The 24,788-nt window shown below is 67.6% G+C and carries 22 protein-coding genes; 14 read left to right on the top strand and 8 right to left on the bottom strand.

The window, feature by feature from the left end:
* Positions 1-17: 17 nt before the first annotated feature.
* A complete protein-coding gene (locus AC5Y47_RS10380; RefSeq protein WP_499943867.1) occupies positions 18-479 on the bottom strand; it encodes an SRPBCC family protein in 462 nt (153 codons plus the stop codon).
* Positions 480-696: 217 nt separating this feature from the next.
* On the bottom strand, positions 697-1,554 hold the full coding sequence (locus AC5Y47_RS10375) for a rhomboid family intramembrane serine protease (protein WP_499943866.1): 858 nt from the start codon (positions 1,552-1,554) through the stop codon (positions 697-699).
* A gap of 91 nt (positions 1,555-1,645) precedes the next feature.
* Here AC5Y47_RS10375 and AC5Y47_RS10370 point away from each other — a divergent pair, with 91 nt between their 5' ends.
* Positions 1,646-1,870, top strand: coding sequence for a hypothetical protein (locus AC5Y47_RS10370; RefSeq protein WP_499943864.1), 225 nt, complete (start codon positions 1,646-1,648; stop codon positions 1,868-1,870).
* 263 nt (positions 1,871-2,133) lie between these two features.
* Positions 2,134-6,975: a cation-translocating P-type ATPase gene (locus AC5Y47_RS10365; protein ID WP_499943863.1), complete on the top strand. Its 4,842-nt coding sequence runs from the start codon at positions 2,134-2,136 to the stop codon at positions 6,973-6,975.
* Positions 6,976-7,075: 100 nt separating this feature from the next.
* On the opposite strand, the gene AC5Y47_RS10360 is transcribed toward AC5Y47_RS10365, so the two are convergent.
* From AC5Y47_RS10360 to AC5Y47_RS10350, 3 genes are all read right to left on the bottom strand, one after another.
* Positions 7,076-8,638, bottom strand: coding sequence for an AMP-binding protein (locus tag AC5Y47_RS10360; RefSeq protein WP_499943862.1), 1,563 nt, complete (start codon positions 8,636-8,638; stop codon positions 7,076-7,078).
* A gap of 10 nt (positions 8,639-8,648) precedes the next feature.
* Positions 8,649-9,533 carry an SDR family NAD(P)-dependent oxidoreductase gene (locus AC5Y47_RS10355; RefSeq protein WP_499943861.1) on the bottom strand — a complete coding sequence of 295 codons (885 nt, stop codon included), beginning with the start codon at positions 9,531-9,533 and terminating at the stop codon, positions 8,649-8,651.
* Between the two features lie 187 nt (positions 9,534-9,720).
* Positions 9,721-10,641 (bottom strand): oxygenase MpaB family protein, encoded by a 921-nt coding sequence (locus tag AC5Y47_RS10350; RefSeq protein WP_499943860.1) that lies wholly within the window; start codon positions 10,639-10,641, stop codon positions 9,721-9,723.
* Between the two features lie 131 nt (positions 10,642-10,772).
* Here AC5Y47_RS10350 and AC5Y47_RS10345 point away from each other — a divergent pair, with 131 nt between their 5' ends.
* Genes AC5Y47_RS10345 through AC5Y47_RS10325 form a run of 5 tightly spaced genes read left to right on the top strand, consistent with a single transcriptional unit; the run spans position 10,773 to position 15,532 of the window.
* The gene (locus AC5Y47_RS10345) at positions 10,773-11,408 is read left to right on the top strand and encodes a TetR/AcrR family transcriptional regulator (protein ID WP_499943859.1); all 636 of its coding nucleotides are present in this window, start codon (positions 10,773-10,775) and stop codon (positions 11,406-11,408) included.
* Positions 11,401-13,191, top strand: coding sequence for a glycoside hydrolase family 15 protein (locus tag AC5Y47_RS10340; protein WP_499943858.1), 1,791 nt, complete (start codon positions 11,401-11,403; stop codon positions 13,189-13,191). Before AC5Y47_RS10345 ends, AC5Y47_RS10340 begins: the two co-directional genes overlap by 8 nt.
* A 44-nt stretch (positions 13,192-13,235) precedes the next feature.
* Positions 13,236-13,736, top strand: coding sequence for an oxidoreductase (locus AC5Y47_RS10335; protein WP_499943857.1), 501 nt, complete (start codon positions 13,236-13,238; stop codon positions 13,734-13,736).
* Between the two features lie 15 nt (positions 13,737-13,751).
* The gene (locus AC5Y47_RS10330) at positions 13,752-15,242 is read left to right on the top strand and encodes a molybdopterin-dependent oxidoreductase (protein ID WP_499943856.1); all 1,491 of its coding nucleotides are present in this window, start codon (positions 13,752-13,754) and stop codon (positions 15,240-15,242) included.
* A gap of 2 nt (positions 15,243-15,244) precedes the next feature.
* Complete coding sequence (locus AC5Y47_RS10325) at positions 15,245-15,532, top strand: hypothetical protein (RefSeq protein ID WP_499943855.1); 288 nt, start codon at positions 15,245-15,247, stop codon at positions 15,530-15,532.
* On the opposite strand, the gene AC5Y47_RS10320 is transcribed toward AC5Y47_RS10325, so the two are convergent.
* From AC5Y47_RS10320 to AC5Y47_RS10310, 3 genes are read right to left on the bottom strand one after another with little or no spacing between them, the layout of a single operon-like run.
* Positions 15,529-15,816, bottom strand: a complete 288-nt coding sequence (locus AC5Y47_RS10320) for a hypothetical protein (protein WP_499943854.1) — start codon at positions 15,814-15,816, stop codon at positions 15,529-15,531. The genes AC5Y47_RS10325 and AC5Y47_RS10320 overlap by 4 nt on opposite strands.
* A gap of 16 nt (positions 15,817-15,832) precedes the next feature.
* A complete protein-coding gene (locus AC5Y47_RS10315; RefSeq protein ID WP_499943853.1) occupies positions 15,833-16,903 on the bottom strand; it encodes a hypothetical protein in 1,071 nt (356 codons plus the stop codon).
* Complete coding sequence (locus AC5Y47_RS10310; RefSeq protein WP_499943852.1) at positions 16,900-17,385, bottom strand: MarR family winged helix-turn-helix transcriptional regulator; 486 nt, start codon at positions 17,383-17,385, stop codon at positions 16,900-16,902. Before AC5Y47_RS10310 ends, AC5Y47_RS10315 begins: the two co-directional genes overlap by 4 nt.
* A 141-nt stretch (positions 17,386-17,526) precedes the next feature.
* Here AC5Y47_RS10310 and AC5Y47_RS10305 point away from each other — a divergent pair, with 141 nt between their 5' ends.
* From AC5Y47_RS10305 to AC5Y47_RS10275, 7 genes are all read left to right on the top strand, one after another.
* On the top strand, positions 17,527-18,537 hold the full coding sequence (locus AC5Y47_RS10305) for an SDR family oxidoreductase (protein ID WP_499943851.1): 1,011 nt from the start codon (positions 17,527-17,529) through the stop codon (positions 18,535-18,537).
* 13 nt (positions 18,538-18,550) lie between these two features.
* Positions 18,551-19,066: a hypothetical protein gene (locus AC5Y47_RS10300; protein WP_499943850.1), complete on the top strand. Its 516-nt coding sequence runs from the start codon at positions 18,551-18,553 to the stop codon at positions 19,064-19,066.
* On the top strand, positions 19,059-20,858 hold the full coding sequence (locus AC5Y47_RS10295; protein WP_499943849.1) for a thiamine pyrophosphate-requiring protein: 1,800 nt from the start codon (positions 19,059-19,061) through the stop codon (positions 20,856-20,858). The genes AC5Y47_RS10300 and AC5Y47_RS10295 overlap by 8 nt, the downstream gene beginning before the upstream one ends.
* Positions 20,855-21,310, top strand: coding sequence for a hypothetical protein (locus AC5Y47_RS10290; RefSeq protein WP_499943848.1), 456 nt, complete (start codon positions 20,855-20,857; stop codon positions 21,308-21,310). Before AC5Y47_RS10295 ends, AC5Y47_RS10290 begins: the two co-directional genes overlap by 4 nt.
* Positions 21,310-22,017: a gluconate 2-dehydrogenase subunit 3 family protein gene (locus tag AC5Y47_RS10285; RefSeq protein ID WP_499943847.1), complete on the top strand. Its 708-nt coding sequence runs from the start codon at positions 21,310-21,312 to the stop codon at positions 22,015-22,017. The genes AC5Y47_RS10290 and AC5Y47_RS10285 overlap by 1 nt, the downstream gene beginning before the upstream one ends.
* An 89-nt stretch (positions 22,018-22,106) precedes the next feature.
* A complete protein-coding gene (locus tag AC5Y47_RS10280; protein WP_499943917.1) occupies positions 22,107-23,684 on the top strand; it encodes a GMC family oxidoreductase in 1,578 nt (525 codons plus the stop codon).
* Positions 23,681-24,769 (top strand): enolase C-terminal domain-like protein, encoded by a 1,089-nt coding sequence (locus AC5Y47_RS10275; RefSeq protein WP_499943846.1) that lies wholly within the window; start codon positions 23,681-23,683, stop codon positions 24,767-24,769. Before AC5Y47_RS10280 ends, AC5Y47_RS10275 begins: the two co-directional genes overlap by 4 nt.
* The last annotated feature ends 19 nt before the right edge of the window (positions 24,770-24,788 follow it).

The following is a 24,788-nucleotide window of genomic DNA, read 5'->3' as shown; positions in this document are numbered from 1 at the left end:
GTCGAACAGCCCGCCGCTCAACGGAATTCGAAGTGACGCCGGATCCCGTCGAGCATCTTCGTGTGCGCGTCGACCGCCTCGCGCACGGTGAACGCGACCAACGGCCGCGGCGCGGCGAACCGGATCCGCTCGGTGACGCGGGTGCCGTCGTCGACGGGTTGGAAACTCACCGTCGCGCGTAGCCGCACGCCCGGCCACTGGTCCGCTTCGGTGTGCACGTCACCCTCGACCGGCACGTGCAGCCGCGCGCGGTAACGGACCTTGGTTTTCAGCGGCCCCAACGGGATTCGGTCGACGACCCGGTAGCTCACCCGGTAGCCCGCGGGCGTGTCGTCGCGGGAGAGCAACTGCACCGCCACGATCAGCGGGTGCACCAGTCTGAGGTTGTCCAGGTCGACGTAGTACTCGCGTACCTGGGCCGGGGGCGCGGGCACGTCTGCGGTCAGCGTCCGTTCGGCTCGCCCTACCCACCACGCCACCAGGTCACCCTACGTGCGCGGGCTAAGGCTCAGGCGCCTCCGCGGCTTTGGGTGTGCATCCTTGGCGTTGATTGTGAAATGACGGCTTTCGGGGTGAACCCACGGCGGAAAAATCGACGGGATCCCACCCAGGCTTCACGCTCAACGCCCAGGCTTCACCCTCAAAGCCCAGGCTTCACGCTCAACGCCCAGGCTTCACGCTCAACACGCCCAGCGGCTAACCGAACTGCGCAACCAACTGCGCGGTCCGCCACCAGATCAACGCCGCGAAGACGACCAGGGTCGCGGCCGTCGCCGCCGCTTGCACGAGGTCTCGCCGCTTCCGGGGTGCGTACACGTACGCCGCGGCGACCAATCCGCCGGTCACCAGACCGCCCACATGCCCTTGCCAGCTGATCTGATGGGAACTGACCGCCGGCGCCACGAAGGTGAACGCGAGGTTGACGACGACGATGACGGCGACGATCATGCGAACGTCGAGGTTGAGCCGCTTGGCCACCACGAAGATGGCCGCGAACAGTCCGTAGATCGCACCCGAGGCACCCGCCGTCGCGGTGTTCAACGGCGCCAGCAGATAGACCAGCACCGAACCACCCAGCCCGCTCAACGCGTACAGACCGACGAATCGCAACCGGCCGAGCCACTGCTCCAGCGGTGCTCCCACGAAGTAGAGCGCCAGCATGTTCAGCAGCAGATGCTGAGGTCCGTAGTGCAGAAACGCCGAGGTCACCAGGCGGTACAACTCGCCGTGCGCGACCGCCCGCGGCCACAGCGTGAAAGCCCGTTGCGCATCGACCGACAGGTACTCCGCGACGAACGCCAGCACGTTTATCGCGATCAGCACGTAGGTGACCACCGGCCGACCGGCGCGCTCCCGCCCGCCGAACTGGGTGCGGGGCTGCCGGATGCTGGCCGCACCCGCCTGGACACATTCCACGCACTGGTGACCGACGGCGGCGCTGCGCATGCAGTCCCCACAGATCGGCCGCTCGCATCGGGTGCACCGGAGGTAGGTCTGGCGGTCGGGATGCCGGTAGCAGGTCGGCGCATCGGCCGGCAGCTGCGGTGTATTCATTGCGCCCATTCTTGCCTGCCGCGCCGGCACGCCGTCGAATGGGCAGGCGAGCTATTCCCTTCCCCCGCTCGGTTCACCTACTGTGATTCGGGTGGAGTCAAACGGAACCCCAGAATTGGTGGCCGTCGAAAATCTGCATTCCGGTGACCCGATCACCGACGGTGGTCAGCGCTACATAGTTCTCGAGTCCAAAGCCGTCGGCGACGGCTGCGTGGTTCTTGAATTGGAGTCCCGAGTGGACCACCACCTGCAGGTTATCGAAAAGTCTTTTCCGACCGGCTATCACGTCAACCGGGCACATCACCGAACTCTCTAGATAATTCGTCGATCCGACCTCCTCGGCCGGGATCGCGCGACGAGTAGCCGCTCGACGGCTACCGCCGGCTCATGTTTTCCGCCACCATCGAGCCGCCGCCGCGCTTCCTGGCCCACCCCCGATAGCCTGTCGAATTTCGTCTGCCACTTCGCCTTTCAGGTTGTCGCCGACGGGGTATCCCGGCGGCTATCCGCGGGCCGTGTGGACAGGTCACCGAGGCGCCGGAAGGATTGGCACGGTAGACGTCAGCGAAGGGTGATGAATTGAAGATTCCGGGTGTGGCCGACATCGTCGGCGCTCTCACCGGAGGGGCAACGCAGATCGTGCGTGCCGGTGTCCAGGGTGCCGCCGACACGGCCGACGCGGTGCAGAAGCTGACCAGTCCGGTCGCCGAACTGGTCGGCCCGGTGGTGCAGTCGGTGACGCACACCACCGGCCGGGCGATCGGGTTGGGTGGTTCCACCGACGGCGCGCCCGAGCCCGTCACCCCGCCGGTGCGGTGGGAGAGCGGACGACGAGTGCACCTGGATCTCGACCCGCTGCTGCCCTTCCCCCGGTGGCACGAGTACGCGCCGGTGATCGAGGAGCCGGTTCGGCGCCTCCCGGGAGTGGCCAGCGCTCACGTCGAAGGTGCCCTGGGCCGGCTGGTCGTGGAAATCTCCGACGGCGCGGACGTCGATGACGTGTTGGAGGAGGTGCGCGACACCGCCACAGCGGTGGCGCGCGATCTCGCTGAGTCGGGGAAGGCCTCCGCACCCCGGGCCGCCCCGTTCGCTGACCCGGGCAACCCGTTGGCGATCCTGGTGCCACTGACCGCGGCGGCAATGGACGCCGTGGCGGTGGGCGCCGCGGTGACCGGGTGGTTCACCCGAATGCCCGTAGCCCCGAGCAGCGCCAAGGCAGCGGCGGCACTGATCAACTACCAACCGCGGGTGGTGTCCGCGCTGGAGTCCCGGCTCGGCCGGGTCGGCACCGACATCGTCCTGAGCGGTTCGACCGCGCTGGCCTACGGATTGAGCCAGTCCATCAGCACGCCGCTGCTGGACCTCGTCCAGCGCAGCCTGCAGCTGTCCGAGGCCGCGGCGCACCGGCAACGGTGGCGGGAACGGGAGCCGCAACTCGCCTCACCCGACCGGCCGCAGGCTCCGGTGGTCCCGGTCCTGTCGTCGGCCGAGGTCGAGCACACCCCACGGCACAACTGGGCGGCCGCGGCCGCGGGCGAGGCCTCGCACGTCGTCGTCGACGGCGCCATCGATTCCGCGATCGACCAGGACAAGCGCTCGATGAAGGGCCCGGTCGAGGAGTACGGAGCCCAGGCCGCCAGCGGTTCGGTGGTGGCGGCGGCAGGAGCGCTGTTCGCCGGGGGCGGTGCCGCCGAGGCAGCCGAAGCGATCCTGGCCGGCGTGCCGAAAGCCGCGCACGTCGGCCGCGAGGCGTTCGCGACCACCTTGGGGCGCGGATTGGCGAACGCGGGGTTGCTGTTGCTCGACCCGGGCGCGCTGCGGCGGCTGGATCGGGTGAAGGTGGTGGTGATCGACGGCGCCGCATTGCGCGGTGATCACCGGGCGGTCCTGCGCGCGCAGGGCGACGAGCCGGGTTGGGACGACGACCGCGTCTATGAGGTGGCCGACGCGCTGCTGCACGGGGAGGAAGCTCCCGAGCCCGACCCCGACGAGTTGCCCGCCGTCGGCGCCCGGCTGAAATGGATTCGGCCGCAAGGGTCCTCGGCGACGCCGGCACAGGGCCTCGAGCACGCGGACCTGATCAACGACGGCGAACGGGTCGGCGGCGTCGACGTCGGTTGGGAAGTCGACCCCTTCGCGATCCCCCTGCTGCAGACCGCTCACCGCACCGGAGCTCGGGTGGTGTTGCGTCACGTGGCCGGCACCGAAGACCTCTCGGCCAGCGTCGGTTCGACGCACCCACCCGGCACGCCGCTGTTGAAGCTGGTCCGGGACCTCCGTATCGACCGCGGGCCCGTGCTGCTGATCACCGCCCTGCACCGCGACTTCGCGTCGACCGACACGCTGGCCGCGCTGGCCATCGCCGACGTCGGCGTCGCCCTGGACGACCCGCGCGCCGCCACACCGTGGACGGCCGACATCATCACCGGCACCGACCTGGCCGCCGCGGTGCGGATCCTGTCGGCGCTGCCGGTGGCGCGCGCGGCCAGCGAATCCGGAGTGCATCTGGCTCAGGGCGGCACCACGCTGGCCGGCCTGCTGCTGGTCACCGGTGAGGACGGCAGAACCACCAACACCCCGTCGCTGCGGCGCTGGCTCAACCCGGTCAACACCGCCGCCGCGACAGCTATGTTGTCCGGATCCTTCTCGGCGGCCCGGGTGCTGCGACTGCCCGATCCCACCCCGCAGCCGCTGACCGCCTGGCACGCCCTGGATCCCGAGATCGTGTACTCGCGCCTGTCCGGTGGGTCGCGCCCGATCGCGGTCGAACCGGGCACCTCGACCTGGCGACGCCGCCTCGACGACCTGTCGTACGCGCCGTTGATCTCGCCGCTGCGGGGCCCGGTGCAGGTGCTGGGCCGACTGGCGGCGGCCACGCGAGTCGAGCTGAGCGATCCACTGACCCCGATTCTGGCGGTCGGTGCCGCGGCGTCGGCCATCGTCGGCAGCAATGTGGACGCGTTGCTGGTGGCCGGCGTGATGGGGGTCAACGCACTGACCGGTGGTGTGCAGCGGCTGCGCGCCGAGGCCGCCGCGGCCGAGCTCTTCGCCGAACAGGACCAGCTGGTGCGACGCGTGGTGGTGCCCGCGGTGGCGACGACGCGGCGCCGGCTGGAGGCCGCGCAGCACGCCACCCGCACCGCCACCGTGTCAGCCAAGAAGCTGCGTCCCGGTGACGTCATCGACGTGGCCGCGCCGGAGGTGGTGCCGGCCGACGCGCGGCTGCTGGTGGCCGAGGACCTCGAAGTCGACGAGTCCTTCCTCACCGGCGAGTCGCTGCCGGTCCACAAACAGGTCGATCCGGTCGCCGTCAACGATCCCGAGCGTGCCTCAATGCTGTTCGAGGGCAGCACGATCGTCGCCGGACGTGCGCGGGCGATCGTGGTCGCCACCGGTGTCGGTACCGCCGCCCAGCGGGCCATCTCGGCAGTCGCCAACGTGGAGACCTCGGCCGGTGTGCAGGCCCGGCTGCGCGACCTGACGTCCAAGGTGCTGCCGCTCACCCTGGCGGGCGGCGCGGCGGTGACCGGTCTGGCGTTGCTGCGCCGGACCACGCTGCGCCAAGCGGTCGCCGACGGGGTCGCGATCGCCGTCGCCGCCGTTCCGGAAGGGTTGCCGCTGGTGGCCACGCTGTCCCAGCTCGCCGCCGCACAGCGGCTGACCGCGCGCGGGGTGCTGGTGCGGTCGCCGCGCACCATCGAGGCGCTGGGCCGGGTCGACACCATCTGCTTCGACAAGACCGGGACCCTGACCGAGAACCGGCTGCGCGTGGTGTGCTCGGTGCCGAGCAGTGCCGGGCCGGAAGACCCGCTGCCCGAGCGCACGGATGCGCGTTACGCCGAGGTGCTGCGCGCCGCGGCGCGCGCGTCCACGCAACCCCAGAATGGCGAAGGACACGCGCACGCGACCGACGAAGCGATCATCAACGCCTCGAATTCACTGAACGGACAAGGCGATTCGGACTGGACGATCCTCGCCGACGTGCCGTTCGAATCCAGTCGGGGCTTTGCCGCTTCGATCGGCATCGGATTGGACGCGGACGCGACGCCGATGTTGATGATCAAGGGCGCACCGGAGGTGATCCTGCCCCGCTGCCGATTCACCGATCCCGGAGCCGAGCGGGAGCAAGCCGAATCGTTGGTGCACCACCTCGCCGAGCGGGGGCTGCGGGTACTCGCCGTGGCGCAACGCACGTGGGAAAACGGCACCGCCGAGGACGAGGACACTGATCCCGAAGCCGTCGACGTCGCCGCGCACGACCTCGAACTGCTCGGCTATGTGGGACTGGCGGACACGGCGCGGGAGTCCGCCCGGCCGCTGATCGAGCAGCTGGTGGCGGCGGACCGCAACGTCGTGCTGATCACCGGAGACCATCCCGTCACCGCGCGAGCGATCGCCTGTCAGCTGGGTTTGCCCGAGGACGCGCGGGTGGTGACCGGCGCCGAACTGGCCGGCATGGACGAGGAGGGCCACGCCAAGCTCGCCGACGACGTCCAGGTCTTCGCCCGGGTCAGTCCGGAACAGAAGGTACAGATCGTGGCGGCGCTGCAACGCTGCGGCCGGGTGACCGCGATGGTGGGCGACGGCGCCAACGACGCCGCCGCCATCCGAATGGCCGACGTGGGCATCGGGGTCAGCGGTCGGGGCTCCTCGGCCGCCCGCACCGCCGCCGACATCGTCCTGACCGACGACGACCTGGGTGTCCTGCTCGACGCACTGGTTGAGGGCCGCAGCATGTGGACCGGGGTGCGCGACGCGGTCACCATCCTGGTCGGCGGCAACGTGGGCGAGGTCCTGTTCACCATCCTGGGCACCGCGTTCGGCCAGGGACGGGCACCGGTGGGAACCCGACAGCTGTTGTTGGTCAATCTGCTCACCGACATGTTCCCGGCTCTTGCTGTCGCCGTCACCTCGCAGTACGACGACCCAGAGGAAGACGACGACCTCTCGCCCGAAGAGGTCGACGAGGAGCGCCGGATACGTCAGCGCGAGGTGCTGACCCAGCCGACGCCGTCACTCGGTGACGCCCTGATGCGTCAGATCGTCAACCGCGGCGTGATCACGGCCGCCGGCGCGACGGCGGCGTGGGCCATCGGGCGGTGGACGCCCGGTACCGAAAGACGCACCTCCACAATGGGTTTGACGGCTCTGGTGACCACTCAGCTGGCGCAGACGCTGGTGACCCGCAGCCACAGCCCGCTGGTGGTGGCCACGGCCCTGGGCAGTGCGGGGGTATTGGTCGGCATCATCCAGACTCCGGTGCTGAGTCAGTTCTTCGGATGCACCCCGCTGGGCCCGGTGGCCTGGACCGGCGTGATCGGTGCGACGGCGGGCACGACCGCGATCTCGGTGCTGGCCCCGCAATGGCTGGCCAAGACCGTCGAGGCCGTGCAGCCCGAACTGGAGGAAGGCGCCGAGTAGCTTAGGCCCCGATTCGGCCGCGAGCGTCCCCAAAATGCCACTCAATCCGGTGTTTTGGCGTACATATGAGCGCCCTCGCCGAATACCAGGCGCCCATGAGCTAGCCGGACAGTTCCCGGCGTATCACCTTGCCCGCGGGATTGCGCGGGATGCTCTCGACGATCGCAATATCCCGGGGCTGCTCGAAACGGGAAACCTTGCCCTTCAGGAACTCTCGTATCGCCGACTCGTCGACATCGGCGTCCGGCCGCAACACCACGAAGGCGGCCAGGCGCTTCCCGAACTGTTCGTCGGCCACCCCCACCACCGCGTTCTCGGCGATGTCGGGATGACCGGCCAACGCGTTCTCCAGCGCACGGGGATAGACGTTCTCGCCGCCCGAGACGATCATGTCGTCCTCGCGGCCCACGATGTACAGCCGGCCCGCCTCGTCGAGATAACCCATATCACCGGTGCTGGCCATGCCGTCGATCACCGCTTTGGCGCCGCCGCCGATATAACCCTGCGAATTCAGTTCGCCGCCGACGAATATGCGACCGGTGACTCGTGGACCAACGGGTTTGCCACTGCGGCTGTAGATGCGGACCGGGCAACCGGCGACGGGCCTGCCGACGGTCTCTGGAAAGCGGCGTAGCTCCGACGGTGTCGCCAGCGAGCCGATGCCGACCTCGGTGGAGCCGTACAGGTTGTAGACGACGTCGCCGTAGGCGTCCATGAACCGCCGGGCCAGCCCGGGGTCGAGCCGGTCACCGCTGGATACCACAACCCGCAAGGCCGGCAACGGGTTTCGCTTTCGGACCCGCTCGGGCAGGTCTAGGAGACGGGACAGCATGATCGGCACCGCACTCATCGCGTCGGCCCGATGCAACGAGGCCTGCGCCAGGGTCGCTTCGGCGTCGAAGCGACGGTGAGTCAGGACCGTGCCGCCCAGGCTCACGGTGAGCGTCAGCATGCCGAACCCCAGACCGTGAAACATCGGCGTTGCCATGGCCATTCGGGTTCCGGCATGCAGCCCGGTGCGCTGCAGAATCGTCACACCGACGCCCAGACCGGAACTCACCTTCGGACTGCGCGGCACACCCTTGGGCACACCCGTGGTGCCCGACGTCAGCAGGATGATCCGGCCTGAGCGCGCGACCTTGGGCCGGGAGCGCCCGCCGCCCGGTTCGACCTGCTCCGGGTCGATCGCCGTGACGGATTCGGTGGTCTGGTGTATCTGGTGCAGAAACTCGTTGTCGCAGAACATCGTCCGGACCCGATTGACGTCCAGCGCTCCGGCGAGCGCGTCGGTGCGAAATTCCGTGTTCACCAACACGACGTCCGCGCCGACCAACCCGGTGGCGAAGACCGCGGCGAGGAAGTTGCGCCCGTTTCGGCACATCACGCCGACCGGTTGCCCCGGCTCGACACCGGCGTCCAGCAGTGCGCGGCCCAGGGAATCGGTCATCGCCTGCAGTTGGTGGTAACTCAGCGCGCCGTCGTCGTCGATGATCGCGGTGCGGTCCGGCCAGCGTGCCGCCGAAATCGCCAGCAGCGTATACAGATTCGTGCCGCTGCGAGCGACCTCACGTACCAGCCGCAGCGCCGCCACCGGACCCGGCGGGGCGAGCAACCCCGATGACAGCACCGCACGAGCCGCCGTACCCAGCACGCTGTCCGCCATGACCGTCACGCTAACCCGATGCCCCGCGACCGCTCGACGCCGGCTCGGCGAAGAACCGCCGGTGCCATAGCCGCGCCGCACTTTCGGCAGGGCCGGCCAGCAGCACCGACGCGAGTTCGGCCGGCCACACCCACGGCGGTTCGCTGGTGCGCGGCCGTTCGATGATCGCTTTGGCGATCGCGTCAGCGGCCTCATCCGGCGTCAACCCGGGCAGCCTGCCCAACAGCGGGGTGGGCTCGATCATCCGGGTGCGCACCAGCGCGAAGTAGATGGTCGTGACGCCGACGCCGTCGCCGTGCAGTTCCGGGGCCACGCTGCGCAGCCATCGGTCGAAAGCCCCTTTGGACGCTTGATAAGCGCCCCACTGCGGACCGGGCACCACGCGCACACCGACACTGGACACGTTGACGATGTGCCCACCACCGGCCTCACGCATCGCCGGCAGCAGTCCCAGCAGCAGCCAGATCGGCCCGAGGTAATTGATGTCGATCGTGCGCTGGAAATCGTGCGGCCGGTCGTACTGGTGGTGCAGGGACCTGCGCAGCGACTTTCCCGCGTTGCTCACCACGATGTCCAGCGGGCCGTGGTTCTCGTTGATCTGCTTGGTCAGCACGGCGACGGCGGCTTCGTCGCTCAGATCGGTCGGGTAGGCCGCGGCCTGTCCCCCACCGGCGTTGATCGCGGCCGCGAGGTCCTCGAGCCGCTCGGCCGATCGCGCCACGAGCAGCACGCCGGCCCCGGCTGCGGCCAACTTGCGGGCGGTCGCCTCGCCGATGCCGTACGAAGCACCGGTCACCAGCACGGTCTTGCCGGAGACGGCGTTGCGCAACTTGTCGGGGTCCGCCACGCGCGCGGGATTGGCCAGCCGGTCAAGAACCGCCGCTACCAGATTCATGGGTCCGGGTCTCCCGATCGCTCTTCGATCTGCCTCGAACCATCATGACCCACGGTCACCGTGCGGGTGCATGGGACTTCCCATCCCGCGGCGGCGACCCGCAAGCGGGACTAGTCGCGATCGCAAGAGCGGCCGCTAGGCCGCTCGCAGCGGGTCACGACCATCGGACTAGGCGGCTGTCAATCTCTCAGTTGAGCCGCTTGCGTGGGTCGACCCCCACCCGCTCCCACGCATCCGCCGCCCACGGCGTGTAGATCACGCGCACCGGCAACCGGTTCAACACCGGATTGAGCGCCCGCATGACGGCGGCGAAGCGCTGAAAACGCTTCTCCTTCTTATCGTTCCAGGCCAAGCCGCACACTTCGCGCATCTGCGGCGGACACGTTCCGACGATGACCAGCCGAGCGTAGGCATTGATCGGCGCCGACAGGATCTTCCAGATCGGCGGCGGAATCCGGCGCGGCGCCGGGATGCCTTTCCGGATGTAACCGGTGCCGTACAACACCGTCTTGTGCGGCACGAAGCGTTCCAGCATGCCGTCCCAGTAGGCGACGAACTGGTCGTAGGTCTGCGGCTGCCCGCGGTCACTGACGCCGTAGAGGCTGAACCAGACCTTGCTCTCCTGAAAAATCTGCTCCTTCTCGGCGTGCGACAACCGCCGGATGAAGGTGTCGGTGTTGTAGAGCACCTGGTCGACGAAGGTCGCGTGCGCCCAGTAGAACAGCTCGGGATTCAGCGCGTGGTAGCGCGAGCCGTCGCTGATGGTGCCCTTGATCGGCTTGTGGAAGTCGCGCACGGTCCGGCCCCAGGCGTGCGGGTCGTCGGAGTACACCGTCTTCATCAGGGGCGGACCGGTCCGCTTGGCCCGACCGAGGGTGTCGCTGAAGATCACCGAATGGTCCAGCACGCCCTGGCCCAGTTGTTCGATGCAGTTCTCGGTGCCCGCGACCCGTTGAAAGCCGAAGATCTGGGTGCGGTGGTCCCCGTAGAACTTCCAGATGAGCGAATCCGGACCGAGCACCGGTGCCGTCTCGTCAATCTCGTCGACGACCATCGGCGTCCCCTCGCGCACGCCGGTGTCGAAGTCCAGATCCAGTTCAGCCGTCATGGTGTCCCCCGGTTGTGAAGCACAGACACAAACTTGTACTTTTGTTTCACCTTACCCTTAGTGGACCCGGCGACCAATGTGGTGACCACCACAGCGTCGACCCCACACGCGGTGCAGAGAGAATCACAGTCATGCCGTCCAAGATGGGCCCGCAGGCGTCGGCCGACCTCACCGACCTCGACCGCACCATCCTGGACACCGCCCGCGCCATCTTCGAGACCTACGGGGTGCGCCGGGCCAACATCGAGGACATCGCCGCCCGCGCGGACGTCAGCCGCAGCACCATCTACCGCCGCTTCCCCAGCAAGGACGCCCTTTTCGAGGCGGTAGTGCGACGCGAGGGCAAGCTGTTCTTCACCACTCTGGACCACGCCACCAGCGGCCGGAACCCGCAGGAGGCGGTCATCGAGGCGTTCGCCCTCGGCGTCCGACTCATCCAGGATTCCCCGCTGTATTCGCGCATTGCGGAGAGCGAACCCGAGTTGTTCGGGATGTTCTCCCGCTCGCAGGTGTTTCCGATCAACCAGTTCGCCGACGGGATCGCCCACACCCTGCGCCGGTGCGGCGCCGACATGCCCGAGGCGGACCTGGCCAACATCGCCGACATCCTGCTGCGGGTGGCCGTCGGCATCATCGTGTTCCCCACCGACCGCCTCGACACGTCGGACCCCCAGGCCGTCCGCCACTATGCGGCGCACTACCTGGTCCCGATCATTGACAGCAAGTCCCCAGGTCACGCTTGTAGCGTGGTCAGGGCCGATGAATGACAAGCAAGCCAGTGCAGGATTGTTGTCTCCGCACGTGTTACGCGACTACGCGTTGCTCGCCGACGGAGAGCGGGGAGTCGTCGTCGGGCCGCGTGGTGACTATTGCTGGATGTGCCTGCCGCGCTGGGACAGTCCGGCGGTCTTCAGCTCACTGCTAGGTGGGCGCGGTGCCTACGTCGTGTGCCCGGCCGACACCGGGTTCGTATGGGGTGGCCACTATGAGAAGCGATCGCTGATCTGGCGGTCGCGGTGGGTGACCACCGACGGCATTGTCGAATGCCGAGAAGCGTTGGCGTATCCCGGTGATCGGCACCAGGCGGTATTGTTGCGCCGCATCTCCGCGCTCGATCGTCCGGTGCAAGTGCGGATCGTGCTGGACTTACGTGCCGACTTCGGCGCCGAGCCGATGCGCGATCTGCGCCGCACGGAAGGGATTTGGACCGGCCGTTGCGGACCGCACCGGTTCCGCTGGACCGGTGCGCACGACGCGCAACGCTGTGCAGACGGTTCGCTCGAACTGATCGTGCAGGTGCTGCCGGGACAGGACCGCGACCTGGTCCTGGAATGCTCGGACCGGGAATTGAAATCCGGCCCGGTGCGGCCCGACAACGCCTGGCGACAGACCGAAAGTGCTTGGCACGACGCGGTTCCCGATGTCTCGGGCACCCTGGCCGATGTCGATGCCGAACTCGCCTACGCGGTGCTGCGCGGCCTGACCAGCAGCGGGGGCGGCATGGTTGCGGCGGCGACGATGTCGCTGCCGGAGCGCGCCGAACAGGGCCGCAACTACGACTACCGGTACTGCTGGATCCGCGACCAGTGTTACGCCGGACAGGCGATCGCCGGTGCCGGTGGCTACCCGTTGCTCGACGATGCTGTGCGGTTCGTCAGCGAGCGCGTGCTGGCCGACGGACCCCGACTCCAGCCGGCCTACTCGGTAGACGGCAGCGCGCTGCCGCGGGAACGGGATCTCGATCTGCCCGGTTATCCCGGTGCCGTGGTCAAGAGCGGCAACTGGGTGACCGACCAGTTCCAGCTCGACGCCTGCGGTGAGGCGCTGCTCCTGCTGGCCGCGGCGGCACGCCTCGACCGCCTCGACAGCGATCACTGGCGCGCGGCGCAGACGTTGGCGCAGACCATCGAGGACCGGTGGCGCGAGCCCGACGCCGGCATCTGGGAGTTGGCCGACAAGCATTGGGCGCACTCGCGATTGACGTGCGCGGCGGGATTACGGCACATCAGCGAGGTGGCACCGGCACCGCAGGGTTCGCAATGGCGGCAACTGGCTGACCAACTGATCTCGAGCACCGACTCGGACTGTTTGCATCCAACGCGCAGATGGCAACGGGCACCGGATGATTCGCGGATCGACGCCGCACTGCTCATCCCGGCGATTCGGGGCGCAGTGCCGTCCGATGATCCACGCACGGTGAGGACCATCGAAGCTGTGCGTGCCGAGTTGGGAAGACACGGATTCGTCTATCGCTTCCAGCCGGACGAGCGGCCGTTGGGTGAGGCGGAAGGAGCATTCCTGTTGTGCGGCTTCTTGATGGCCTTGGCCGATCACCAACAGGGCAACACCGTCCTGGCGGTGCGATGGTTCGAACGCAACCGGACCGCCTGCGGCTCACCGGGTCTGTTCGCCGAGGAATTCGACGTCACGCAGCGCCAACTGCGGGGAAACCTGCCGCAGGCGTTCGTCCACGCGCTGTTGTTCGAGACGGCGCATCGGCTCGCCGACGGCGATGGCGGGCCGATCGGCAGCGGGACCGGTCGCCGGTGACCCGCGGCGCGTTTGTCACCACCTCCCGCGGGTATCTCCCACTGGTGGTCGGTTTAGTCGGACGGCTATGGCTCAAAGTCTGGCACGGCATCCTGTCGTCTCGACTGCTCACGTTCGACGGGTGGATCGCTTTCGATCTGCCCCGGACGGTGACCGCGATCGGTGAAGTCCTGTTGCTCGGCCTGGTTGCCGTCCACGTCTATGTCCTCACCACTGGGCCGAGTTTGCCCGGTTATTTCATCGGCTACGCGGTGGCACTGATCGCCGGTTGCCTGCTTGCCGCGACGGCGCTGGTGGCGAAGGTCAACGATGCTGTGCCGCAACGGGGTTGGTATCTCGGTAGCTTCGTCTGCGTGGTCTTCCTCGGAATTTACCTGGGCAGCAGGCCGATCGGCTTACCCGGCCTTGAAGCGTTGACCGGTCGGTGGGATGTGGCGCCCGGAACGTTGGCGATGGCGCTGGCCGCTGGCTTCGTCGCCGTGCACGTCACGGTTCTTTCCGGGGTGAACGTGGCTTATCCACGCCGGCAAGGCTGGCAAGACTGAACGGATCCTTCTGCGATGACAACTCTGGATTACCCGGCGTGGCTGCGCATCGAGCACTGGCTCAACGTGCTGTTCGTGACGTTGATCATCCGCAGCGGCATCGAAATCCTCGCCACCCACCCCAAGCTGTATTGGCACGACGACAGCAGACCGGGCACCGAATGGGCGCGGTTCACCCGCAAGGTAATGCCGCGCGACCGGTTATACGACACCCTCGACGAAGAGGAGACCTACCACCCGATTGTCGCCTTACCCGGCCACGCACAACTCGGCATGGGCCGCCACTGGCACTTCTTCGCGGTGATCGGCTGGATTCTGCTGGGCCTGTCCTACTACGTGCTGTTGTTCGCCACCGGCCAGTGGCACCGGTACTGGCCGGCTTCCTGGTCGATCTTCTCGACCGCCTGGGACGACGTCGTCACCTATCTGAGTTTCAACTTGCCGCCGCTGCTGCCCGGCGAACCGATGGACGCCATGCAGAAGTTGACCTACGCCGGCGTCGTCTTCGTGCTCGCGCCGTTCCAGATCCTCACCGGCGCTGCGCAATCCCCCGCGATCGCAGCACGCTTCCCGTGGTACGTCCGGATGTGGGGCGGTCGCCAGTGGGCGCGCAGCCTGCACTTCCTGGGTCTGCTCGCCTTCCTGATATTCATCGTGATCCATCTTTCAATGGTCTTCTTCTGGGGCTGGGGATCGCTGACCGCCTCAATGATCTTCGGCTCGGTGCGCAACACCACGCTGGCCACGGTGCTGTCGCTGGTGATCATCGCGGCAATCGTCGCCGTCCATGCCGCAGCAACGATCTGGAGCCTGCGCAGACCCCGGTCGGTCCAGCGGGTGCTGGGCGCGGTGGTCAACCTCGCACGCCGGGTTCTGCTGCGTCCGCTGGATTCTCGGCAGGACTATCCTGCGGAGAAAATCTCCGAGTCCCATCGGGTCAACGGAAAGCCCCCGGCCAGCACCGAATACAAGGTGATGGCGGTGCACAACTTCGTCGATTGGCGATTGCGCGTCGGCGGTCTGGTGGAAAACCCGGTGACCCTGGATCTGGCCGCGCTGCGCGCCCTCGCCGGCCGGCAATCACAGCGAGTCATGCATCACTGTGTGCAGGGCTGGACCAGCATCGGCGAGTGGAGCGGGATTCCGCTGGCAGAGCTCGCGGACTTGGTGCGACCGCTGCCGCAGGCCAGGTACGTCTGTTTCCTGACGATGCAGGACAACGACCGCGACGAGCCCGCCTCGCACGGCGGCGGACAGTTCTACGAGGTGATCGACCTCGAACTCGTCTACAAGCCCCAGACGTTGCTTGCCTACGAGATGAACGGTCAGCCCTTGCCGATTCAACACGGCGCACCGCTGCGGCTCCGGGTGGAAACCCAAGTCGGTTTCAAGATGGCCAAGTGGATCAGCCAGATCGAGTTCATCAACGACTATGCCGGTATCGGCAAGGGCACCGGTGGGTGGCGGGAAGACAACGTCTACTACGACAAGAACGTGGAGATCTGAACATGGCCGAGGTACCGGTCCGGCCCGAGCTGTTCGACTTGAACGACGCTTCCCGACAACGGGTTTCCGAACAGATCGCGGCCAAAGGCGGCTACTGCGACGGCTGCGGCGCGACCGGCTTTCAGATCGGAGATGCCCTGTACCTGGGCTACCTGTTCCTCAACGAGGACTTGGATGCCTACATGATCGCGCTGACCTGCCGCAATCCCGAGTGCCCCAAGCCGCGCAGCGGCATCGTGCTGCACCGTGACGAGTTCTTGGCTCCCGACACCGAACCCGCCGCGAGTTAATCTGTGGCCGAACAGAGTTCGGGCTCGACAAGCTCGAAGCGCCCGATCAATGCTGCCAGCGCGCGTAGTTCGTCACACAACGACCGGAATTCCCGCTCGCCGGTCTCGTCGAGTTGATTCAACGAATTGAAGTGCACCAGGCGGGGAAGGCGTCCGGCCAATGCGGTGCCCCACCTGATGCTGAAGTCGTAGATCTCGCCCTCGCTCACCGTATCTCGTTGTCCCAGCTGCTTGAGCGCCTCGATTTGTTCGCGGAGGAACTCGAGGTCGTCATCGATATTCACCGACACTCAGCCCCCTTCACAGGCGCGGTTTCGCCACGCTGATGACATATTTGGCGCCCTGCAGGGTGAGGTACACCCGGTGCGGGCCCACCGCCAGGCCCGATACCGGCGCGGATTGCACCGGACCGGCTGGCAGGCCGGCACGATAGTCGGCGACATGAACTATCGGTATCGTCTGGCGCGGGTACCCGATGATGCTGGCCGTCTCCAGCACCACCAGCTGACGATCGGTTGCGGCGTAGATGCGGGTCTCGTCAGTGCCGAGCGCAAGCACCGGCGACGGCAGCCTGGTTTGGGCCAGCACCTCCAATCCCGTTCCGCCACGGCGGGAATCGACCGCATACAGCACCGGGTCGTCGTGGCTTGCCACGTAGCTGCGCGTCACCTTCGTCCCGTCTCCGGCCGACACCGCGACGTCCATCGGGATCGAACCGCGTTCCGTGGGCGGCGAAGACGGACCTTTGTAATAGCCGATACCCGACGGGCCGAAGACGTGGTAGTCGATGGAGCGTCCGCGGTTGGCCCCGTCGATCGCGTCCGCGGGAGCACCGAGCTTGGCGGAGGCCAACTTCCGATGTCCGTACTCCTCGACGGGCGTCACCGAAGATCCGTCGGCTGACAGCGCGAGCAGCACCCGCAGGCCCGCGTCTTCGGACAGATACGCCGGCGCCGGTCCGGCGTCGACGTAGTCGATCGGCTGCAAGCTCGCCAGGTCGACCACCGCAACCCGGCCGCGCTGCGGTTGCGGTAGGAAAACCCGTCCTTCGTCCCGGCGACTGATTTGCAGGTTGCGCCCGGTGGCCAGCGGAGGCGAAAGCCGCGTCCGGGTCTTGGCAGGGTCGGCGGGATCGGTTACTTCGGCGAGTCGCTGATCGTCGGTGAGGGCAACCAGGGTGTTCATGCGGTATGACCACACGGGTGCGTGCAGCGCCGCATCGACCCGGCTTGCCACCGTCTCGGGGGTGGCTTCGAGGGTGTGTCCCGGCGCCGCACAGCCCGCGACCAGGATGGTGGCTACCGCGGCTACGGCACACCAGCAAGCCGACCGGCGCCGGCGGTCGTCGCGGTGCGGCTCCGCGCTTGTCACGTTCGCTGCTCGGTCAGCTTCTCGCGGGCCGCAGTGAACGCCCGGGTGCCCCGCAGCAGGGCTGCGCGGTCGTCGTCGTTCATCTGTCCCACAACGGTTTTCAATGCATTCTTGCGCAACGTGAGCAATTCCCGCAGCACCGTGCGCCCGCTCGGGGTGAGCTCGAGCAAGGTGGCACGGCGGTTCGTCGGTGAGACGCGCCGGGTGATCCAACCGGCCTCGGCGAGGCGGTCGCTGAGCCGGCTCGCGGTCGACGGCAGCAGGTTCAGATCGTCACCGAGTTCGGTGACCAGGCTCGGGCCCAGGCGCTCCAGCGACTGCAGTGCGTGCAGCGCGCCCAGGCTTATCTTCTTCTCCATCTCTTCGAGCACCCCGACATTGATGTCGAGAAATCCGCGGGTCGCCGCTTCCAGCTCGGCGGCAAAGTCATCGAACGCCCCCGCGGTCGCGTCGGAGCGACTCTTGTTCCGCGCTGAGACCATCCCGCTCCCTTCGTACCCGCACAATACATCCCCGACTCATATATTGCACTGAGATTATCCTGTGTGTTGCATGTCGTGCGCGACGCATGAACTAGGCGTATTGTCCGGAGGGGAAGTTCGATCACGCCGAAAGGAGACTTGATGACGACGTCGCGCACTGTCGTGGTCACGGGAGCGAGCGCCGGAATCGGCCGGGCCGCAGCACGATTGTTCGGCGCACGGGGCGACAAGGTCGCTCTGCTCGCCCGCGGTTCAGCCGGGCTGGAGGCCGCCGCCAAAGAGATCGAGAACTCCGGCGGGCAAGCCTTGGCACTCCCCACCGACGTTGCCGACCACCGGGCGGTCGAGGCCGCGGCGGACGAAGCCGAACGCTCCTTCGGTCCGATCGACGTGTGGGTGAACGTCGCGTTCACTTCGGTGTTCGCCCCGTTCCACCGGATCAGCGCCGAGGAGTTCCGACGCGTCACCGAGGTCAGTTACCTCGGATTCGTGCATGGCACCATGACCGCACTGGCGCGCATGCGTCCGCGCGACGCCGGCACCATCGTGCAGGTGGGGTCGGCCCTGGGCGCCCGCGCGATTCCGCTGCAGTCGGCGTACTGCGGCGCCAAGCACGCAATCAACGGATTCACCGAGTCGGTGCGCACCGAACTCATGCACGAGGGCAGCAACGTCCACATCACCGTGGTACAGATGCCCGCGGTCAACACACCGCAGTTCTCCTGGGTGTTGTCCCGGCTACCGCGTCATCCCCAGCCGGTCCCACCGATCTATCAGCCCGAAATCGCCGGGCGCGCGGTGGTATTCGCAGCCGAACACCCCCGGCGCAAGCAGTACTGGGTCGGCGCGAGCACGGCGGCCACGATCATGGGCCAGCGGGTGATGCCCGCGCTACTGGATCGGTACCTTGCCAGGACCGGCTACTCCTCGCAGCAGACGGCGGAGCCTGCCAGCCCCGACCGTCCGCACAACCTGTGGGAGCCGCGCGACGAGGAAGCCGGCAGCGACCACGGCGCACACGGCGTCTTCGACGACCGCGCGGTCGGCCGCGCACCCCAACTCTGGTTCTCCGAACACAGCCGGACACTGACGGGGGTGGGCGCGGCGGCCGTCGCCGCCACCGCGGTCGCCGCGCTGCGGTGGCGCCGGTGAGCGGGCGGATCCGATGACCGCACCGTTGCGATACAACGAGGTACTCCGAAGTGCTTGGGGCGCCGCGCTTCTGGTTGCCCCGGAATTCGTGTTGGGCTGGATTCACCGGGTGCGAGTCGACCGGAAGGCCGTCGTCGTCGCCCGAATCCTGGGCGCACGTCATCTGCTTCAGGCCGCCATCTCAGGCATCCGTCCCAGCCCCGAACTCGTCGCCGCCGGTACCTGGGTGGACTCGGTTCATTCGCTGACCGCGTTGGGTCTGGCCGCTGCCGACCGGTACCGGGCGCGGGCCGCACTCACCGACGCCGCCGTGGCCGCGGCGTGGGCGGCCTTCGGCGCACACGATCTGGCGACCGACACATCGCCACCGGTCCGACAGCGTGGTCGTGACCGGCTCGCGGCAGCGATCCTGCCGCGGTTGCCCGGCGGGCGCCGGCTATCGGCCTGTGCCCGCCCGGCGGCCAGTGCTGTCGGTCGACCCCAATCCCTTGATATTCCGGCTAGCAGGAGAGTGATGAACAGTGTCTGAAACCGTTGGCGATGTGTTGTTGTCCCGACTCCGGGAGTGGGATGTTAAACAGGTATTCGGCTTTCCCGGAGACGGCATCAACGGTCTGCTCGCGGCGTGGCAACGGGCTGGGGACAAACCTCAGTTCGTGCAGGCCCGTCACGAGGAGATGGCCGCGTTCCAGGCGGTCGGGTTCGCCAAGTTCTCCGGTGGCTTCGGAGTATGCGTGGCCACCAGCGGCCCCGGTGCCGTGCACCTGCTCAACGGGCTCTACGACGCCAAGCTCGACCACGTACCGGTGGTCGCCATCGTCGGGCAGACCGAGCGTTCGGCGATGGGCGGTTCCTATCAGCAGGAGATCGATCTGATCAGCCTGTTCAAGGATGTGTGCCATGAGTACGTCCAAATGTGCACAGTGCCACAGCAATTGCCGAACCTGATCGACCGGGCCATCCGGATCGCGTTGAGCGAAGGCTGCCCGACCTGCATCATCGTCCCGTCCGACGTCTTCGAACTGAAATATGAACCGCCCGGGCACGCGTTCAAGCAGGTTCCGTCCAGCCTCGGAATCAGCCCGGCGCGGGTCGCGGCAGACGACTCTGCGGTCCGTGCGGCGGCTGATCTGCTCAACGCCGGTGAGCGGGTGGCGGTGCTGGTCGGTCAGGGGGCACGCGGATGCGTCGAGGAGTTGACCGAGGTTGCCGACCTGCTCGGCGCCGGTGCCGCAAAGGCGTTGCTGGGCAAGGACGTATTGCCCGATGACCTGCCCTGGGTGACGGGATCGATCGGGCTGCTCGGGACGACGGCCAGCTGGCATCTGATGATGGGTTGCGACACGCTGCTCACCGTCGGGTCCAACTTCCCCTACACCCAGTTCCTGCCGAAACTCGACCAGGCCCGGGCGGTCCAGATAGATCGGTCCGGCAAGTGGATCGGCATGCGTTACCCGTATGAACTCAACGTGGTCGGCGACGCCAAAGCCACACTGCAGGCACTGATTCCGCTACTGCAACGCAAGTCTGACCGCAGCTGGCGGGAGAAGATCGAGAAGTACGTCGACAAGTGGTGGAACACCGCGCAGCGCCGCGCGATGACCGACGCCGACCCGCTCAACCCGATGCGGATCTTCTACGAACTGTCGACGCGGATGCCGTCCAACGCCATCATCGCGGCTGACTCCGGGTCGGCGGCGAACTGGTATGCGCGCCACCTGAAGTTCACTGCGGGAGTGCGGGGATCGCTGTCGGGCACGTTGGCCACCATGGGCCCTGGGGTGCCGTACGTGATCGGCGCCAAGTGGGCACATCCCGACCGCCCCAGCATCGCCTTCGTCGGTGACGGTGCGATGCAGATGAACGGCATGGCCGAGCTGATCACCATCGCGAAGTACTGGCGGCAGTGGACCGATCCGAGGCTGATCATCGCGGTCCTGCACAACAACGATCTCAACCAGGTCACCTGGGAGATGCGCGCGATGGAGAACTCGCCGAAATTCGAAGCGTCGCAATCACTTCCGGATGTGGACTACGCCGGGTTTGCGCGCAGCCTGAGTCTGCACGGCGAAAACATCGACCAGGCCGGGCAATTGGGCCCGGCGTGGGAGCGTGCGCTGGCCGCCGACCGGCCGACGGTGCTGGATGTGCGCTGTGATCCCGACGTTCCACCCATCCCCCCGCACGCCACTTTCGAGCAGGCCAAGTCGCTGGCCAAGTCGGTGCTCGGTGGCGACGAGGACGCCGCCGGATTCATCAAACAGGGGGTCAAGCAGAAGGTGCAGCAATATCTGCCGGGCGAGAAGGAGGACCGATCATGAAGTTGATCGACGAAGCAGTGCACGACATTCGGACCGGCCGGTTCGAACGCACGCTTTCGGCATTGACTGCGGCGGGTGCGGCCGTCACCGCGGGCGAGATCTACCTGTCCCATGACGGCGCCAGCTTCGGCAACAAGATGATGTGGTGGCCGGTCGTGGTGCTGCCCACCGCGATACCGGCCGGAGTGGCGGGGTTCTTCTCCCGTCGGGCGGCCAAAACCGTGCTGCCGGCGGCCAGCGCGGCGATCGTGGTGAACGGGGTGCAGGGCACGTATCTGCACTGGCGCGGAATCGTGCAGCGGCCCGGCGGCTTCACGAAGTACAACATGGAGTCCGGCCCGCCGGCCTTCGCGCCGCTGCTGGCCTCCCTGGTCGGTGCGATGGGTCTGCTGGCGGCGGTGCTGCGGCGGGAGGACCTGCCGGGCCCGCTATCGGACAAGGGGAACCGCTGATGCCGTTCCGTCCTCCCACCCAGCACGCGATCACCCCGCAGGGCCGAGGCCGGTTCCCCGGCTTCGACGTGCTCGATCAGGCGCACGTGTGGGATGACGTGACGGCCGGTGTGGTGTTGGCGCGCCTGGCGCTGCCGAACATGTTGGCGTTCTTCACCACTCACGAAGTCGGGATCGCAACACCGATGCTGGATCGGCTGCTTGCCCAGGACCGCGACCCGCGGGTGCCGGTGGTTTCCCTGATCGACACCCGGCTCGCCACGGCGGAGACCGACGGCTGGCACTACGACGACATGCCCGAAGACGGCCAGGCCTGGCGCGACACACTGGCGCACCTCGACCAGGACGCGCACACGCGGCACAGCGTCGGTTACGCCGAACTCGGCGAGCCTGACCAGGCGCGGCTGCTGCAGGATGTGCAGGATCTGGCCGAGAGCGGCGAATCCTGGCACGGTTTCGCCGCCAACCACGTCTGGAGCCTGTGGACGCGATACGCCACCACCGCGTTCTATTCGCATCCGTGGGCGTGGAACGAGATCGGTTTCAGCGGACCGGCTTACCCGCGCGGTTATCTCAACCCGGGAATCAACACCCGGGAGAAGTGGGAGGTCGCCGATCACGACGAGTCCGACCCGGCGCCATTCGCCGAACGGGTGGAGCGCGCCCGCAAGGCCGACGACGACCTGTCCGGCCGGGGTCCGGCGTGAGTGACTACCGCGCCGTCCGGGCGCGCAACGAATCCGCCTGGCTCATCCCCAATGACGGTTCGCGAACCAATCACCGACTGCGCGCCGATATGCGCCGTTACCCCGAGGACGACGAGGTCGACGTCGTCATCGTGGGGGCCGGCGCCGGGGGCGGCACTCTGGCCCAGCGACTGGCCCGGGCGGGCTGGAGCACCGTGGTGCTGGACGCCGGCCCGTTCTGGGATCCGGACACCGACTGGGTAAGCGACGAGCGCGGCTCACATGTGCTGTTCTGGTCCGAACCCCGCCAGATCGGCGGCGAGGATCCGGTTCCGTTGGGCTCCAACAACTCCGGGCGCGGGGTCGGTGGATCGATGGTGCACTTCGCCGGCTACACGCCGCGCTTCCACCCCTCGGATTTCCACACCTACAGCGCCGACGGGGTGGGCGCCGACTGGCCCATCGACTACGCCACGTTGCGTCCCTACTACGAGCAGATCGAAGCCGAATTGCCGGTCGCCGGGCAGGATTGGCCGTGGGGCGACCCGCACACCTATCCGCACCGGCCGCACCCGGTCAGCGGCAACGGCGGGGTGTTTCGCAAAGGCGCCGCCGCACTGGGTATCCCGACGCGGGTGGGTCCGGTGGCGATCCCCAACGGCCGCTTCGGGAACCGGCCGCACTGCATCTATCGCGGATTCTGCTTGCAGGGCTGCAAAGTCAACGCCAAGGCCAGCCCACTGATCACTCACATTCCCGACGCGCTGGCCCACGGCGCCGAGATCCGGCCCGACTGCCATGTGTCGCGGATACTCGTCGATGACCGCACCGGTCGCGCCACCGGCGTCGAATACTTCCACGCCGGCGTGGTGCGCCGGCAACGGGCCGCTGCCGTCGTCGTCGCCGGCTATTCGATCGAAACGCCACGGCTGCTGCTTCTTTCGGCCACCAACCGCTACCCGCAGGGGCTGGGCAACGAACACGATCAACTCGGCCGCTACCTGATGGTGCAGGGTGCCCCACAGGTCGCCGGGCGCTTCGACGACGAGATACGCATGTACAAAGCCCCGCCGCCCGAGGTCAGCACCGAGGAGTTCTACGAGACCGATCCGAGCAAACCGTACCAACGGGGCTGGGCCATTCAAACCGTCAGCCCGTTACCGATCACCTGGTCCGAACACGTTGCCGCCCAAGGGCACTGGGGCACGACCTTGCGCGAATACATGCGCGACTACATCCACTGGGCCACCCTGGGCGCGCTGTGCGAACTGCTGCCCCAGGCCGGCAACCGGGTCACGCTGGCCGACGAAACCGACCGCCACGGCCTTCCGGTGGCGCACTTCGCCTACTCCCAGTGCGACAACGACAGGCAACTCATCAAGGCCGCCACCTCGGTCATGGAAGACATCCTGCGCGCAGCGGGGGCACAGGAAGTCATCACCATCGAGCGCTACGCCCACCTCGTGGGTGGTGCCCGGATGGCCGCCCGCGCCGAGCAGGGGGTGGTGGACGGGCAGCATCGCGTGTTCGGCGTCGATCGTCTCTATGTGGTCGACGGCAGCACCATGCCCACACAAGGCGCCGCGAACCCGGCGCTGACCATCATGGCGCTGGCCGCGCGTGCCGCCGACCTGATGTCCGAACACGCCCGAGGCCGGGCGGATCGGCGGGAAAGGTCGCTCGCGTGAACCGGATCGACGGCATCGACGTCGCCGTTTACACCGTGGACACCCCGGTGCCCGAAGCTGACGGAACGTTCGAGTGGGACGCCACCACCGCCGTCGTCGTGCACGTACATGCCCGCCAGACCTCGGGACTGGGCTGGACCTACGGTTCGGCGGCCGGCGCCGCCGTCATCTCCGAACAGCTGTCGAAGGTGGTGACCGGTGGCAATCCCGACGACATCACCGGCGCCTGGGAGTCGATGCGGCGCAGTTGCCGCAATTTCGGCACCCGTGGGCTGGTCATGCAAGCCATCAGCGCCGTCGATGTGGCGCTGTGGGATCTGAAGGCGAGATTGCGCGACGAACCGCTGACCTCGCTGCTGGGCCAGGCCCGCTGCGCGATTCCGATCTACGGCTCGGGAGGTTTCACCACACTCGATGAAGCTCAACTCGAAGAACAGGTACAGGACTGGCGTTCGGCCGGATGCACCGCGATGAAGATCAAGATCGGACAGGGCTGGGGATCCGCCGTCGACCGCGACCTGGAACGGGTACGGCAGCTGCGCGACCTGGCCGGCAGCGGAGTGGCGCTGATGGTCGACGCCAACGGCGGCTACACCGTCGGTCAGGCGCGCCGGGTCGGGGCTGCCCTCGACGATCTCGGCGTGGTCTGGTTCGAGGAACCGGTGAGCAGCGACGACACCGCCGGTCTCGACGTCCTGCGCCACGCCTTGTGCTGCGACGTCGCGGCCGGCGAATACGTGTCTGATCTCTTCGAAGCCCGTCGTCTCGCGCCCGTGGTGGACTGCCTGCAACTCGACGCCACCCGCTGCGGCGGCTACACCGGCTGGATGGCCGCCGCAGCCATCGCCGCGTCGTACAACCTGCAAGTCTCCGGGCATTGCGCGCCGGCGTTGCACACCCCGGTGGCAGCGGCCGTCACCAACCTGCGCCACCTCGAATACTTCGTCGACCATGTGCGGCTGGAACAACTGCTGTTCGACGGGGTGCCCGCCGCGGCCGGCGGCGCCCTGATCGCCAACACCGCCGGCCCCGGTCACGGACTGACGCTCGCCGACGCCGCCGGCCGGTATCGCGTCGGGCGCTGACATCGGGCCTGGTACCGGT

The organism is Mycobacterium sp. NGS22, from assembly GCF_059813095.1.
This window is presented reverse-complemented; position numbering and strand designations above follow the sequence as displayed.

Excerpts from the sequence above, each read along its gene's own strand:
- AC5Y47_RS10375 (WP_499943866.1), bottom strand. The coding sequence starts at position 1,554 with ATGAATACACCGCAGCTGCCGGCCGATGCGCCGACCTGCTACCGGCAT.
- AC5Y47_RS10360 (WP_499943862.1), bottom strand. The coding sequence starts at position 8,638 with ATGGCGGACAGCGTGCTGGGTACGGCGGCTCGTGCGGTGCTGTCATCG.
- AC5Y47_RS10355 (WP_499943861.1), bottom strand. The coding sequence starts at position 9,533 with ATGAATCTGGTAGCGGCGGTTCTTGACCGGCTGGCCAATCCCGCGCGC.
- AC5Y47_RS10350 (WP_499943860.1), bottom strand. The coding sequence starts at position 10,641 with ATGACGGCTGAACTGGATCTGGACTTCGACACCGGCGTGCGCGAGGGG.
- AC5Y47_RS10345 (WP_499943859.1), top strand. The coding sequence starts at position 10,773 with ATGCCGTCCAAGATGGGCCCGCAGGCGTCGGCCGACCTCACCGACCTC.
- AC5Y47_RS10340 (WP_499943858.1), top strand. The coding sequence starts at position 11,401 with ATGAATGACAAGCAAGCCAGTGCAGGATTGTTGTCTCCGCACGTGTTA.
- AC5Y47_RS10330 (WP_499943856.1), top strand. The coding sequence starts at position 13,752 with ATGACAACTCTGGATTACCCGGCGTGGCTGCGCATCGAGCACTGGCTC.
- AC5Y47_RS10325 (WP_499943855.1), top strand. The coding sequence starts at position 15,245 with ATGGCCGAGGTACCGGTCCGGCCCGAGCTGTTCGACTTGAACGACGCT.
- AC5Y47_RS10310 (WP_499943852.1), bottom strand. The coding sequence starts at position 17,385 with ATGGTCTCAGCGCGGAACAAGAGTCGCTCCGACGCGACCGCGGGGGCG.
- AC5Y47_RS10305 (WP_499943851.1), top strand. The coding sequence starts at position 17,527 with ATGACGACGTCGCGCACTGTCGTGGTCACGGGAGCGAGCGCCGGAATC.
- AC5Y47_RS10300 (WP_499943850.1), top strand. The coding sequence starts at position 18,551 with ATGACCGCACCGTTGCGATACAACGAGGTACTCCGAAGTGCTTGGGGC.
- AC5Y47_RS10290 (WP_499943848.1), top strand. The coding sequence starts at position 20,855 with ATGAAGTTGATCGACGAAGCAGTGCACGACATTCGGACCGGCCGGTTC.
- AC5Y47_RS10285 (WP_499943847.1), top strand. The coding sequence starts at position 21,310 with ATGCCGTTCCGTCCTCCCACCCAGCACGCGATCACCCCGCAGGGCCGA.
- AC5Y47_RS10280 (WP_499943917.1), top strand. The coding sequence starts at position 22,107 with ATGCGCCGTTACCCCGAGGACGACGAGGTCGACGTCGTCATCGTGGGG.